This is a genomic window from Brevundimonas sp., assembly GCF_032055285.1.
In the GTDB taxonomy this organism is placed as follows: Bacteria; Pseudomonadota; Alphaproteobacteria; order Caulobacterales; family Caulobacteraceae; genus Brevundimonas.
This window is the reverse complement of record NZ_DAMBRE010000001.1, coordinates 72,896-85,983: the sequence shown is the minus strand read 5'-3', so window position 1 is coordinate 85,983 and position 13,088 is coordinate 72,896. Positions and strand designations below refer to the sequence as shown.

Here is a 13,088-nt window from a genome sequence, read left to right as displayed (position 1 = left end):
CTGTCGCTGAATAATGAGATAACGTCGATCCTCATGCCGTACGAGCACTCGCCTTCCCCGGTCGCGCCAACCGCCTCGTCCCGGCTATGGACCGCCGGCGCCAGCGGCGGGGTGGCCATCCTGATCATGGCGGTTCTGGGCGTGATGAAGCCGGAGTTGGCGGGATGGCTGGCGGCGGGCGCGGCGGCGGTGGCTCTGGCGACCTGGCTGGTCAATCGTCGTCCTCCGGCCCTGGTCAGCATCAGCGAGCTGGACGGAAACGGACGCGTGGATATCGCGCCGGACGGCGCCTTGCTGGGTGACGTCTTCGAGGCGCTGGGCGATCCCATCCTGATCGTCAGCGGCGGCGAAGCCGATGACATCGCCGGACGCCGCATCGCCCTGGCCAACGCCGCCGCGCGTGAGCTGTTTCGCTTGAGCGGGACGGGCGGCGGTTTGCTGGTCTCCGTGATCCGCGATCCCAAGGTGCTGGAGGCGGTGGACGAGGCCCTGTTCGGCGATTTCAGCAGCACGGTCGACTATGTCGGCGGCGGCGCCCAAGAGCGGCACTGGCGCGCCTTCATCCGGCCCCTGCCAGAGCGGGACGCCCATCTGTGGGGCGCCGGGGCCCTGGCCCTGCTGGCCCTGCGCGACGAAACCGACGCCCGTCGCATGGAGATGATGCGCGTCGACTTCCTGGCCAACGCCAGTCACGAACTGCGCACGCCCCTGGCCTCGCTGTCGGGCTTCATCGAGACGTTGAAGGGCCACGCCAAGGACGACCCCAAGGCCCGCGATAAGTTCCTCGACATCATGGCCATCCAGGCCGACCGCATGGGGCGCCTGGTCGCCGACCTGCTGTCGCTGAGCCGGATCGAGCTGAACGAACACATCGCGCCTCTGGGGCGGGTCGATCTGGCTCGGGCGGCCTCCGACGTCGTGGACGCCGTCAGCGTCCTCTCGCGCGAGCGCGGGGTCACCATCAAGGCCGACCTGGGTCAGGGGGGGGCAAGCGTGACCGGCGACCGCGACGAGATCGTTCAGGTGATCCAGAATCTGGTGGACAACGCCCTGAAATATTCCAGCAACGGCGGGATGGTCGAACTGTCGATTGATCGTGGTCGCACCCTGGACGAGGCCATGGCCGCGCGCATGCCCGAGGGAACTCGCCTGTCCCTGGAAACGCCCGACCGCGAGACGGGGGTGAAATACGCCGTCGTCACCGTGCGCGATCATGGTCCTGGCATGGCGCGGGAGCACCTGCCGCGTTTGACCGAACGATTCTATCGCGTCGAGGGCCAGAAGAGCGGCGAGCGTCAGGGCACAGGCCTGGGCCTGGCCATCGTGCGCCACATCATCATCCGCCACCGAGGCGGGCTGAGCGTGGACAGCGCCCCGGGGCAGGGGGCGATCTTCGCGGCGGCCTTCCCCCTGGCCCCTGCGCGCGAGACGGAGCCCGCGGGCAGTTCGGCGATCTAGGCCTGCGACACAGGCTGCGACACAGGGGATGGGCACCGTAACAGAACTGTCACGCGCCCGTCTTATTCCGCTCGCCAATCACAGGCAGTTTCCCGGCCGAAACGCGCCGGACCCGGCACGTTAATGATTCACGCGTGCACGGACCCGGATGATCTGGATTTTCCTGTTACTGCTGTTCGCCTTTTCGGGGCTCGCCTATCTGGGTGGGCGTCGCCTGGCGACGCGCCGCAGCAAGGGCGTCAGGGCGCATTCGCGTCCTGGCCAACACGGCCTCTACGCCCTGATCTGGGTCGGCATGCCGGCCCTGGTCGTGCTGATCGCCGCCTCGATCTTCTCGGCCCCGCTGGAGCGCCAGATGCTGGCCGCCGGCGCACCCGACAGCATCACCCAGCTGGAGCCCTTCCGTCGCGAGGCCTTCTTCTCGGACGCGCGCCGCATCGGCCAAGGACTTGAGGCCCAGCAGATCTGGCCCGCGCCCTATGCCGAGGAACTGCCGGCTGAAGGCCGCCGCGCCCACAGCATCTCGTCGGCCCTGAACTGGGGCGGCGGTGTCGCGGCCCTGATCGCGGCTGTCCTGGGCGGGGTCTTCGTCTTCGTGCGCATCCGCCCCGACCTGCGAGCGCGCAACCGGGTAGAAGGCTGGATCAGCATCATCCTGTTCGCCTGTTCCGCGGTGGCGGTGCTGACGACGGTCGGCATCATCTTCTCCCTGGTGTGGGACAGCCTTCGCTTCTTCGCTTCGGTGCCGGTGACCGAGTTCCTGTTCGGCACCAAGTGGAGCCCGCAGATGGCGATCCGCGCCGACCAGATCGGCTCGTCGGGCGCCTTCGGAGCCGTGCCCCTGTTCGCCGGCACCTTCCTGATCATGCTGATCGCCATGCTGGTGGCGGGTCCGATCGGCCTGTTCTCGGCCATCTATCTGTCGGAATACGCCGGTCGTCGCACCCGCGCCGTGGTCAAGCCGCTGCTTGAGGTTCTGGCCGGGGTTCCGACCGTGGTCTACGGCTTTTTCGCCGCCCTGACGGTGGGGCCGGCCTTCCGCGTCTTCTTCAACACCATCGGCGGCTGGCTGGCCGGCGGACCGCTGGACGGGGTGGGGCAATACCTGCTGCTGGTTCAGAACCAGATGGCCCTGGTGGCCGGCGCTGTCATGGGGATCATGCTGATCCCCTTCGTCAGCTCCCTGTCGGACGACATCATGAACGCCGTGCCGCAGTCCCTGCGCGACGGCTCCTACGCCATGGGCGCGACCAAGTCCGAGACGGTCAAGAAGGTGCTGCTGCCCGCCGCCCTGCCGGGCATCGCCGGGGCCTTCCTGCTGGCCGTCTCGCGCGCCATCGGCGAGACCATGATCGTGACCATGGCCGCCGGTCTGGCCGCCAAGCTGACGCTGAACCCGCTGGACACGGTCACGACCGTGACCGTGCAGATCGTCACCCTGCTGACCGGAGACCAGGAGTTCAACAGCCCCAAGACGCTTGCCGCCTTCGGTCTGGGCCTGACCCTGTTCGTGGTCACCCTGCTGCTCAACATCGTCGCCATGCGCATCGTGCAAGCCTATCGGGAACAGTATGACTGACGCCGCCCAGAACCCGAGCGCCGTCAGCCCGCGCACCCAGCGCCTGCAAGCGCGCCTGCGCGGCCGCTATGCGCGCGAGACCCGCTTCAAGTGGTATGGCCGCGCGGCCATCGGCTTCGCCCTGGTCTTCCTGGTGATCCTGCTGGGCAGCATCATCATGCAGGGCCGCACGGCCTTCTACAGCCACAGCGTCACCCTGCCGGTGCATATGGACGCGTCGCGCATCGACCGATCCTACCCGCAGGGCGCCAACTTCGAGCAGATCGTCGCCGAGCAGCAACTGCGTCGTTTGGGCATCCAGGACGATGCGCAAGGCTCCAAGGCTGCGGCCATGAAGGCCCTGTTCTCGTCCGAGCTGAAGTTCCAGGCGGCGGGCATGATCGCGCGCCAGCCCAGCCTGCTGGGCCAGACGGTGCCGGTCACCGCGCCCCTGTCGGACAACGCCGACCTCTACCTGAAGGGCGAGATCTCCAGGGCCGTGCCCGAGGATCAGCGCCGCGTCAGCAATGAGCAGATGGCCTGGCTGGACCGGATGAAGGCCTCGGGCGCCGTGCGCGCCCACTTCAACAGCGCCCTGTTCACCAAGGGGGACTCGACCCAACCGGAACTGGCGGGTCTGCTGGGCGCCGTGGTCGGTTCGGCCCTGATGCTGCTGGTCACGGCCCTGATCGCCATTCCGGTCGGCGTCTGCGCCGCCGTCTGGCTGGAGGAATACTCGCCGCGCAACCGCATCACGGCGATCATCGAGGTCAACATCAACAACCTGGCCGCCGTGCCGTCGATCGTCTACGGCCTGCTGGGGCTGGCCCTGTTCATCAACTTCATGCACCTGCCGCGCGCCAGTCCGCTGGTCGGCGGTCTGGTGCTGGCCCTGATGGCCTTGCCGACGGTGATCATCGCCACGCGCTCGTCGCTGAAGGCCGTGCCGCCCTCGATCCGCGAGGCCGCCCTGGCCATGGGCGCCAGCCGCACCCAGACGGTGTTCGGCCATGTCCTGCCCCTGGCCATGCCGGGCGTCATGACGGGTTCGATCATCGCCATGGCCCACGCCCTGGGTGAGACGGCGCCCCTGCTGCTGATCGGCATGATCAGCTTCGTCCCCGGCGTGCCTCACGCCATCGACGAGCCCGTCGGCGCCCTGCCGTCGCTGATCTACATCTGGGAGAACGCCTCGGAGCGCGCGTTCCACGAGCGGACCGCCGCCGCCATCCTTGTGCTCCTCGCCTTCATGATCGTCATGAACGCCGCCGCGATCCTGCTGCGTCGGCGGTTCGAACGCCGGTGGTAAGTCTTATGAAGTCCAAAATCTTCCGCGCTCCCGATGGCCAGGCCGACGGCGGCTCCGCCGGGGCCAGCCTGTCGACCGCCCCGGCCGTGGGCGCCCACGCCTCGGCGCCGCTGGGCCCGATCAAGATCGCCGCGCGCGACGTCAGCGTCTTCTACGGCGAGAAGCAGGCGCTGTTCGGCGTCTCGCTGGACATCCCGGACAAGACCGTCACGGCCCTGATCGGTCCGTCGGGCTGCGGCAAGTCGACCTTCCTGCGGACCATGAACCGCATGAACGACACCATTCCGGGCTGCCGCGTCACCGGCGAGATCGAGATGGACGGCGGCGACATCAACGACCGCAAGATCGACCCCGTGCTGCTGCGCGCCCAGGTCGGCATGGTCTTCCAGAAGCCGAACCCCTTCCCCAAGACGATCTATGAGAACGTCGCCTATGGGCCGAAGATTCACGGCCTGGCCTCGTCCAAGGGCGAGCTGGACGACATCGTCCAGAAGGCGCTGAAGCGCGCCGGTCTGTGGGACGAGGTCGCCGACCGCCTGCACTCGCCGGGCACCGGCCTGTCGGGCGGCCAGCAGCAGCGTCTGGTCATCGCCCGCGCCATCGCGGTCGAACCCGAAGTGATCCTGATGGACGAGCCCTGCTCGGCGCTGGACCCCATCGCCACGGCCAAGATCGAGGAGCTGATCGACGAGCTGCGCGAGCGCTACTGCATCGTCATCGTCACCCACTCCATGGCCCAGGCGGCCCGCGTGTCGCAGCGCACGGCCTTCTTCCACATGGGCAAGCTGGTCGAGACCGGCGACACCGAAGAGATCTTCACCAACCCGCGCGAGCGTCGCACGCTCGACTACATCACCGGCCGCTTCGGCTAAGGGCGCGAGCATGAACCAGCATACGGTCAAGGCTTACGGCGACGAACTGAACCAGCTGACGGCCGAGGTCGTCCGCATGGGCGGTCTGGCCGAGGCCCAGGTGGCGGACGCCATCGAATCCGTCGCCCGCCGCGACGTGGCCCTGGCGAAGGCGGTGGTCGAGCGCGACAACCGCCTGGACGCTCTGCACCGCGACATCGAGAAGAAGTCGATCCGCCTGATCGCCCTGCGTCAGCCGGTGGCTTCGGACCTGCGCCGCACCTTGGGGGCCATGAAGCTGGCTTCTGATCTGGAGCGGACCGGCGATCTGGCCAAGAACATCGCCAAGCGGGCGCTGATCCTGGCCGAGGGCGAGCCGATGCAGCCCCTGACCCGTTCGATCGAGCGGATGGGCCGTCTGGTGTCGACCCGACTGCGGGACGTGCTGGACGCCTATACGGCCTCGGAGGTCGAGCGCGCCCTGTCGGTGTGGAGCACCGACGACGAGGTGGACGAGCACTACAACGCCCTGTTCCGCGAGCTGCTGACCTACATGATGGGCGACCCGCGCACGATCACGGCCTGCACCCATTTGCTATTCATGGCCAAGAACCTGGAACGGATCGGCGACCACGCGACCAATATCGCCGAGACCGTCCACTATGAGATCACCGGCGAGGAAATGCTGGGCGAGCGGCCCAAGGCCGTCCCTGGTCCGGGCGAGGAACAGACGCCCACGCCCCATATCTCGACCCAGCCGTCCGATCTGACGGACGACTGACCTTACTTCCTGCTGACGACTTCGACCGACCGGAGAGCCTGACGTGCAACCCTATATTCTGGTGATGGAAGACGAGGACGCCCTGGCCACCCTGCTCCAGTACAATCTGGAGAAGGAAGGCTATGACGTGACCGTGGCCGCGGACGGGGAGGAGGGGCTTCTACAGGTCGACGAACGCCTGCCGGATCTGGTCCTGCTGGACTGGATGCTGCCCAAGCTGTCGGGCATCGAGGTCTGCCGCCGTCTGCGCGGCCGGGCCGAGACCCGCAACCTGCCGATCATCATGCTGACCGCGCGCGGCGAGGAGACCGACCGCGTGCGCGGCCTGGACACCGGCGCCGACGACTACATGACCAAGCCCTTCTCGATGACCGAGCTGACGGCCCGCATCCGCGCCGTTCTGCGCCGTATCCGCCCGGGTCTGGCCGACGACCGCATCAACCACGCCGACATCGTCATCGACCGCGTCGCCCACCGCGTGCGTCGCGCAGGCAAGGAGGTCCACCTGGGGCCGACCGAATTCCGTCTGCTGGACCACCTGATGAAGCATCCCGGTCGTGTTTTCAGCCGCGAACAGCTGCTGGACGCCGTCTGGGGTTCGGACGTCTATGTCGAGGCCCGCACCGTCGACGTCCACGTCGGTCGCCTGCGCAAGGCGCTGAACGTCGAAGGTACGGTCAACCCGATCCGCACCGTGCGTTCGGCCGGCTATTCGCTGGACCTGAACAGCTAGGACGTCGGCGTCGCCGGCGATGGCCGGCGCGTTAAATTTCGGTCATCCGCATCTGCCGACGGCCTGGTTCGCCTCATGACGACAGGTCATGGGGAGAGGCGCGATGCCGGACGCGATCATTGCAATGCTAGGCTGGGTCGGGGCTGTCGCCCTGGCTGGAGGGCTGGCGGCTGTTCTGATGAAGGGGCGCGTGCGGTGGGGCTGGCTGATCGCCGCCCTGCTGCTGATGGCGGCCTATGACGCGGTGCTGACGCGCGGCTACGGCCATATTCCGCTGTCGTTCGGCGCTTCGAACTGGAACTGGGAAGGCAAGGCGCTGGCGGTCTTGCTGTCGCTCGCCGTGGCCAGCCTGCCGATCATCGGCTGGCGGCGGGCGGGCCTGACGCTGAAGCAGGATCGCCGGGGTTTGCCGGGGGCTTTGGTCCTGTCAGGTCTGCTGGTCGCCCTGTTTCTCGGGCTGGCCCTCTATTTCCCCGGCCAGGGCTTCGATCTCGACAGCCTGGCCTTCCAGTTGACCATGCCGGGACTGGACGAGGAGCTCTTCTATCGCGGCGTGCTGCTGCTGATGCTGAACGAGGCCTTCGGCAGGCCGGTTCGCATTCTGGGCGCATGGATGGGGTGGGGCGCGGTGTTGTCGTCCCTGGCTTTCGGCCTGACCCATGCCCTGGTCTATTCAGACGGCGGCTTCACCTTCGAGCCGCTGCTGATGGCCTCGACGGGAGGCGCGGCCCTGTTGCTGGTGTGGCTGCGCGAGAAGACCGGCAGCGTGCTGCTGCCGATCCTCCTGCACAACTACGGAAATGCGATCTTCATGCTGGTCTAGGCGGCCGGCTGTTCGATCTCGGCGGGGGCGATCTTGTAGACGGTCGAGCAGTATTCGCAGGTGGCGTGGATCATGCCGTCGTCCTCGACCATGGCGGCGCGGTCGTCGGGCGGGAAGGACTGCATGACCGTGACCAGCCGCTCCTTGGAGCAGCGGCAGACGGCGGCCAGGGCCTGGGCGCCTTCCAGCCGCACGCCGTCCTCGTGGAACAGACGATACAGCAGGGTCTCGGCGCTGACCGTGGGGTCGATCAGTTCGTCGTCGCCCAGGGTGTTGAACAGGGCGCGGGTGCGTTCCCACACCTCTTCGGTCGAGCCCCGGGCCTCGTCGCCGGCGATGACCTGAATCATGGCTCCGCCCGCGCGCCAGGCGGTGCCGTCTTCGGTCGTGATCTGGCCCACGGCCAGACGCACCTTGGTCGGCACCTGTTCCGACTGGGCGAAGTAGTGCTCGGCGCACAGCGACAGGCTCTCGCCCTCGATCGGGGTGATGCCCTGGGTGCGCTCGAAGTCCTCGCCCCGGTCGATGGTCATGATGAAGACGCCCTTGCCCAACAGCGTCTGGGCGCCGGGGCGGGTAAAGCCTTCGGAGGCCTTGGCCACCTCTTCGGGATCGAAGCGGCAGAAGCCGCGCAGCGTGCCGGCGGTGTCATAGTCGGCGACGACATAGCGCACAGGGCCGTCGCCCTGGGCCTGAACGATCAGGCGCCCCTCGAACTTCAGCGCCGAGCCGACGATGGCGGCCAGGACGCAGGCCTCGCCCAGCAGGGCGGCGACGGGTTCGGGATAGTCGTGGGCCGACAGGATCTTGTCCACCACCTCGCCCAACCGCACCAGGCGGCCGCGCACGGGCCAGCCTTCGATCTGGAAGGCGGCGGCGAGGTTGTCGGTCGGGGCGGTCGGCTGTGCGGCGGGCGCGTGATCGGTCACGGCGAAAGATCCTGAAAAAGGCGAAACTGTCTGGAAGCGGCGCAACATAGGGAGGCGACGCGCGCTTGGTAAGGGGCGGGGCGTGCGAACGTGCCGGCTTGCAGCTTGGCCGTTTGTATCGGAACCTCTTTCGTCCCGGTTCGCTCCTGTCCTGACGACAGTTGGTTTCGAGAAGAGGTTGCCCATGGTTCGACAGTTCAACGCCGTGGACGAGGTCCGCAAACATCCGGGGGTTGCTGCCGGCGTAGTCGCCGTCCTGGCCGGGATCGGCCTGGCCGCCCTGCTGCTGAACCAGCGCAGCGGCCCGACTCGATATGAGCGCTTGCGGGAACGTGTTGATCCGCGTGGTTGGTTCGACGCCGAGGCTCTGCGCCACCGCTTCGATGACATTGCACGTGGGGTGCGTCACGGCGCCGAGGGGCTAACGCACCGCGCCGCTGATCTCGGCGACTATGCGGGCGAGCGGGCCGGAAGGTTCGGCCAGGATGCCCGGGCGCAGGCGGATCACTGGCTGCAGCGTTCACGCAAGAAGGCGCGCAAGCCAATGAAGCGCTACGCTAGGCAGGCGCGCCGATACGCCGAGGATGCGGGCGACTTCGCGCACGACCACGCCAAGGAAGGCGGGGCCCTGCTGGCCGTGGCCACCATCGCCGCCGCCATCGGCGCCGCCGCCCTGGAAAGCCGCCGCAGAGGCGGAGGGTCGGGCGGTTTCGGCAAATTGTGACGTTCTTGGAAAAATCATGCGGAAAGGGGCGCTTCGACGCCCCTTTTTATTGCTGCAAGTGCGAAGCTGGGCTAGGTGCGGGGCATGACTTCGCCCGTCTTCATCTTCGACTTCGACTCCACCCTGGTGCGTATCGAGACGCTTGAAGCGCTCGCTGACATCGCCCTGTCCGACGCCCCCGATGCGGCGGCGAAAAAGGCCGAGATCGCGGGCCTGACCGATCAGGCCATGACGGGGCAGGTGGACTTCGGCACAGCCCTGCGTCGTCGTCTGGAGCTGCTGGCCCTGACCCGCGGCCACGTTGAGACCCTGACGGACCGCATTCTGGACGAGGCCGGCGCCTCGATCCGTCGCAACGTCGACTTCTTCGAGCGTCACGCCGAACGGGTCTATATTCTGTCGGGCGGCTTCCGCGAGGTGATCGCGCCCCTGGCCGCGCGTCTGGGCGTCGCCGCCGATCACGTCCTGGCCAACGACCTGATCTATGACGACGAGGGCCGGGTCACGGGCGTGGACGAGGCCAACCCCCTGTCGCGCGACAACGGCAAGCCCGAGGTCATCAAGGCGCTGAACCTGGCCGGCCCGGTGGTCATGGTCGGCGACGGCTGGACCGACGCCGAGGTCAAGTTGGCCGGCGCCGCCGACCGCTTCTACGCCTTTACCGAGGTTGTCAGCCGCCAGAAGGTGATCGAGGTCGCCGACGCGACCGCCGCCTCGCTGGACGAGGTCCTGTTCGCCGAGGGCGTGGCCGGGCGCTGGTCCTATCCGCGCAACCGGGTCCGCATGCTGCTGCTGGAGAACATCCACCCCGCCGCCGTCGAGCGGCTGGAGGAGGCGGGCTACACTGTCGAGACGATGAAGGGCGCGCTGGACGAGGACGACCTGATCGAGGCGATCAAGGGCGTGCACGTCCTGGGCATCCGCTCCAAGACCAACGTCAGCAAGCGGGTGCTGGAACACGCCGACCGCCTGCTGGCCGTCGCCGCCTTCTGCATCGGCACCAACCAGATCGATCTGGAGGCCGCCGCCGAACACGGCGTGGCCGTGTTCAACGCGCCCTATTCCAACACCCGCTCGGTGGTCGAACTGGCCATCGGCCTGACCATCGTCCTGATGCGCGACGTGGCTGACAAGTCGGCGGCCATGCATCAGGGCCAGTGGAACAAGTCAGCGACCGGCTCGCGCGAGCTGCGCGGCAAGACCCTGGGCATCGTCGGCTACGGCGCTATCGGCTCACAGTTGTCGGTCCTGGCCGAGGGTCTGGGGATGCGGGTCATCTTCCATGACCTGTCGGAGCGTCTGGCCCTGGGCAACGCCCGGCGGATGCGCTCGCTGGACGCCCTGCTGGCCGAGGCCGACGTGGTCAGCCTGCATGTCGACGGGCGCAAGGACAACACCGACGTCATCGGTGCGGCCCAGTTCGCGAAGATGAAGCCCGGCGCCCTGTTCCTGAACCTGTCGCGCGGTCACGTCGTCGATGTCGACGCCCTGGCCGAGGCGGTGAAGTCGGGCCGGGTGGCCGGCGCGGCGGTGGACGTCTTCCCCGAAGAGCCGCGCACCAACGCCGACCCCTTCGCCAGCCCTCTGCAGGGCCTGAAGAACGTCATCCTGTCGCCCCACATTGGCGGCTCGACCGAGGAGGCGCAGGAAGCCATCGCCGAGTTCGCCGCGGAACGCCTGCTGGGCTATCTGAACCGGGGCGACACCACCTTCTGCGTCAACCTGCCCAACGTGCAGCTGGCCGAGGTGTCGCGGGCCCACCGCCTGCTGCATATCCACCGCAATCAGCCGGGCGTTCTGGCCGAGCTGAACCGCGCCCTGTCGGCGGCGGGCCTCAATATCCTGGGCCAGCATCTGAAGACGGACGAGCGCACCGGCTATGTCATCACCGACGTGGACCGCGGCTATGATCCCGAGGTGCTGAAGGTCCTGCGTGACCTGCCGGGCACAGTGCGCTTCCGAATGCTTCACTGAACGACGTTCAGTTTACCTAGGGGCATCTTGCGCTTGCGGCGAAGCAGCGCATCCTCCCGATAACGACCGCATACTGACGGTCGAGGGAGGAACATCGATGTCTCGTCTTCTTCGCGGAGCGGCCCTGGCCGCCCTGACCCTGGCTGCCGTCTCGACGGCCAGCGCGGCCGGGGCGCAGAGCTACAACCGGCTGGTCGTCTTCGGCGACAGCCTGTCCGACAACGGCAACCTCTATCTGGCGACGGGCGGCGCGACGCCGACATCGCCGCCCTACTACCAGGGGCGCTTCTCCAGCGGGCCGGTCTTCACCGAGCGGCTGGGCTTCAACGCATCGAACTTCATGGGGCCGGTGACGGGCAGCATCAACTACGCCTTCGGCGGCGCTCGCACCGACAGCCAGGCCGCGCCGATGGGAATGCGCCTGCAGTTGTCCCAATATCAGGCTCGCGGCGGAAAGTTCGGTTCTGGCGATCTGGTCAGCATCCTGGGCGGCGCCAACAATATCTTCCAGGGACTGCCCGCAGCGGGGGCCTCCTCCAATCCGACCGCGAGCATCGCCCCCGTCTCGCTGGCGGCGGCGGCCGATATGAACTTCATCGTCGGTAGCGTGGCCCAGGCGGGGGCGGGGACCATTCTGGTCACCAACCTGCCCAAGCTCAGTCTGACCCCGCAGTTCCGTGGCACGCCCGCCGCGCCCCTGGCCGATTATGCCGTGACGACCTTCAACGGCGCCTTGCTGACCGGGCTGACCACGACGGCCGCGGCGCGACCGGGAACGAACATCATCATGATGGATCTGTTCAAGGTCGGTGACGTCATCGCCGCCAACCCCGCCGCCTTTGGCGTGTCGAACGTCACCCAGCCCTGCTTCAATGGCGCGACGGTCTGCTCAAACCCCAACGACTATTTCTATTGGGACGGCGTGCATCCGACGGCCGCCGGCCATGCAGTGATCGCCCGCCTGGCCAATGACTACCTCTACTACGGCGATCTGGGCTCGCAGACGGCGGTGCTTGGCGAGACGGCGGGACGTCATCGTGAGGATGCTCTGGACGACTCGACCGCCGCTCTGTCTGGACGCGAGGCGTGGGCGCCGGGGACCTCGATCGTCGTTGCGGCGCTGGCGGACCGCACCAAGACCGATGCGCGCGACGCTATCGGAGAGGCCACTTCGGACGGCTATGGGGTGCGGATCGCGATCGAGGGCGGCAGCGAGCGGCTCAAGTTCGGATTGGCCGGCAGCTATCGCAACGCCGACGTGGACGCGGGCAGCCTGAACGTCGAACTGGATAGCTTCGGCCTCGATGTCTACGGCGGTTGGCGCTCGGGCGACCTGTTCATCAACGCGGCGGCGGGCGTGGCGCAGGATGATTTCAACGACATCAGCCGTCTGACGTCGCTGGCGCCCGTTGTTCACACCGGCTCCACGCGCGGCGTATCGACTGGCGCGCGTCTGCAAGGTGGGATGTGGTTCGACATGGGCGGCATCGCCCTGTCGCCGCGCGCCGCCGTGACATGGGTCAACAGCGATGTGGACGGCTTCGTCGAGCAGGGGCCAGCGGCGCAGTACGCCTATCAGGACCGCACGGTTCAGGGCACGACCGCCGAGATCGTTCTGCGGGCCGAGGCGGGCGTCGACCGGTTCCATTTCTACGCAGAGGGCGGCTATCGCGACTCGCTGAGCGACGACAGCGACGCGGTTCGCACCGGCATCGCGGGCAATCCGGCCCAGGTCCTGTCGCGTGAGATCGAGGACCCCTGGGGCGGTCAGTTCCTGGCCTCGGCGGGCATCGAAGGCACGGTGATGGACCGCCTGAAGGTCTCGATCGGCTACAAGGGCCGCTTCGGCGATCGAGCCGACAGCCACATGGGCGGAGTGCAACTGACTTTGCCGCTGTAAAGCGCGCAATAGTGCAAGGGGAGGGGCCGCGCGGCGCAGGTCGCGCGG

General features: G+C 67.6%; 11 protein-coding genes and 1 pseudogene. 11 read left to right on the top strand and 1 reads right to left on the bottom strand.

Going from position 1 to position 13,088, the window contains the following annotated elements:
• Positions 1–33 precede the first annotated feature (33 nt).
• The 7 genes from RTY13_RS00425 (at position 34) to RTY13_RS00395 (ending at position 7,513) form a co-directional block, all read left to right on the top strand.
• On the top strand, positions 34–1,458 hold the full coding sequence (locus tag RTY13_RS00425) for an ATP-binding protein (protein WP_312780347.1): 1,425 nt from the start codon (positions 34–36) through the stop codon (positions 1,456–1,458).
• A 148-nt stretch (positions 1,459–1,606) separates the two neighbouring features.
• A complete protein-coding gene (gene pstC / locus RTY13_RS00420; RefSeq protein ID WP_312780345.1) occupies positions 1,607–3,037 on the top strand; it encodes a phosphate ABC transporter permease subunit PstC in 1,431 nt (476 codons plus the stop codon).
• Positions 3,030–4,325 (top strand): phosphate ABC transporter permease PstA, encoded by a 1,296-nt coding sequence (pstA, locus tag RTY13_RS00415; RefSeq protein WP_312780343.1) that lies wholly within the window; start codon positions 3,030–3,032, stop codon positions 4,323–4,325. Before pstC ends, pstA begins: the two co-directional genes overlap by 8 nt.
• Positions 4,326–4,330: 5 nt before the next feature.
• Positions 4,331–5,197 (top strand): phosphate ABC transporter ATP-binding protein PstB, encoded by an 867-nt coding sequence (pstB, locus tag RTY13_RS00410; protein WP_312780341.1) that lies wholly within the window; start codon positions 4,331–4,333, stop codon positions 5,195–5,197.
• A gap of 10 nt (positions 5,198–5,207) precedes the next feature.
• A complete protein-coding gene (phoU, locus tag RTY13_RS00405; RefSeq protein WP_312780340.1) occupies positions 5,208–5,957 on the top strand; it encodes a phosphate signaling complex protein PhoU in 750 nt (249 codons plus the stop codon).
• 43 nt (positions 5,958–6,000) lie between these two features.
• A complete protein-coding gene (gene phoB, locus RTY13_RS00400) occupies positions 6,001–6,690 on the top strand; it encodes a phosphate regulon transcriptional regulator PhoB (protein ID WP_105562885.1) in 690 nt (229 codons plus the stop codon).
• A 103-nt stretch (positions 6,691–6,793) separates the two neighbouring features.
• On the top strand, positions 6,794–7,513 hold the full coding sequence (locus tag RTY13_RS00395; RefSeq protein WP_312780339.1) for a CPBP family intramembrane glutamic endopeptidase, BDIM_20840 family: 720 nt from the start codon (positions 6,794–6,796) through the stop codon (positions 7,511–7,513).
• Here RTY13_RS00395 and RTY13_RS00390 read toward each other — a convergent pair.
• Positions 7,510–8,442: an Hsp33 family molecular chaperone gene (locus tag RTY13_RS00390; RefSeq protein ID WP_409450263.1), complete on the bottom strand. Its 933-nt coding sequence runs from the start codon at positions 8,440–8,442 to the stop codon at positions 7,510–7,512. The two genes, RTY13_RS00395 and RTY13_RS00390, sit on opposite strands and share 4 nt — an antisense overlap.
• A gap of 184 nt (positions 8,443–8,626) precedes the next feature.
• On the opposite strand from RTY13_RS00390, the gene RTY13_RS00385 reads away from it, so the two are divergent.
• The 4 genes and pseudogenes from RTY13_RS00385 (at position 8,627) to RTY13_RS00375 (ending at position 13,040) form a co-directional block, all read left to right on the top strand.
• The gene (locus RTY13_RS00385) at positions 8,627–9,166 is read left to right on the top strand and encodes a hypothetical protein (protein ID WP_312780337.1); all 540 of its coding nucleotides are present in this window, start codon (positions 8,627–8,629) and stop codon (positions 9,164–9,166) included.
• Between the two features lie 84 nt (positions 9,167–9,250).
• Positions 9,251–9,775 (top strand): annotated as a pseudogene (locus RTY13_RS17660) (HAD-IB family phosphatase); the annotation flags it as partial.
• Positions 9,776–9,910: 135 nt separating this feature from the next.
• A complete protein-coding gene (gene serA / locus RTY13_RS00380) occupies positions 9,911–11,140 on the top strand; it encodes a phosphoglycerate dehydrogenase (protein ID WP_409450275.1) in 1,230 nt (409 codons plus the stop codon).
• Between the two features lie 97 nt (positions 11,141–11,237).
• Complete coding sequence (locus RTY13_RS00375) at positions 11,238–13,040, top strand: autotransporter domain-containing protein (protein WP_312780335.1); 1,803 nt, start codon at positions 11,238–11,240, stop codon at positions 13,038–13,040.
• Positions 13,041–13,088: the final 48 nt, after the last annotated feature.

Coding starts and splice junctions, on each gene's coding strand:
- pstA (WP_312780343.1), top strand. CDS start 3,030: ATGACTGACGCCGCCCAGAACCCGAGCGCCGTCAGCCCGCGCACCCAG.
- pstC (WP_312780345.1), top strand. CDS start 1,607: ATGATCTGGATTTTCCTGTTACTGCTGTTCGCCTTTTCGGGGCTCGCC.
- RTY13_RS00395 (WP_312780339.1), top strand. CDS start 6,794: ATGCCGGACGCGATCATTGCAATGCTAGGCTGGGTCGGGGCTGTCGCC.
- pstB (WP_312780341.1), top strand. CDS start 4,331: ATGAAGTCCAAAATCTTCCGCGCTCCCGATGGCCAGGCCGACGGCGGC.
- phoU (WP_312780340.1), top strand. CDS start 5,208: ATGAACCAGCATACGGTCAAGGCTTACGGCGACGAACTGAACCAGCTG.
- RTY13_RS00385 (WP_312780337.1), top strand. CDS start 8,627: ATGGTTCGACAGTTCAACGCCGTGGACGAGGTCCGCAAACATCCGGGG.
- RTY13_RS00375 (WP_312780335.1), top strand. CDS start 11,238: ATGTCTCGTCTTCTTCGCGGAGCGGCCCTGGCCGCCCTGACCCTGGCT.
- RTY13_RS00425 (WP_312780347.1), top strand. CDS start 34: ATGCCGTACGAGCACTCGCCTTCCCCGGTCGCGCCAACCGCCTCGTCC.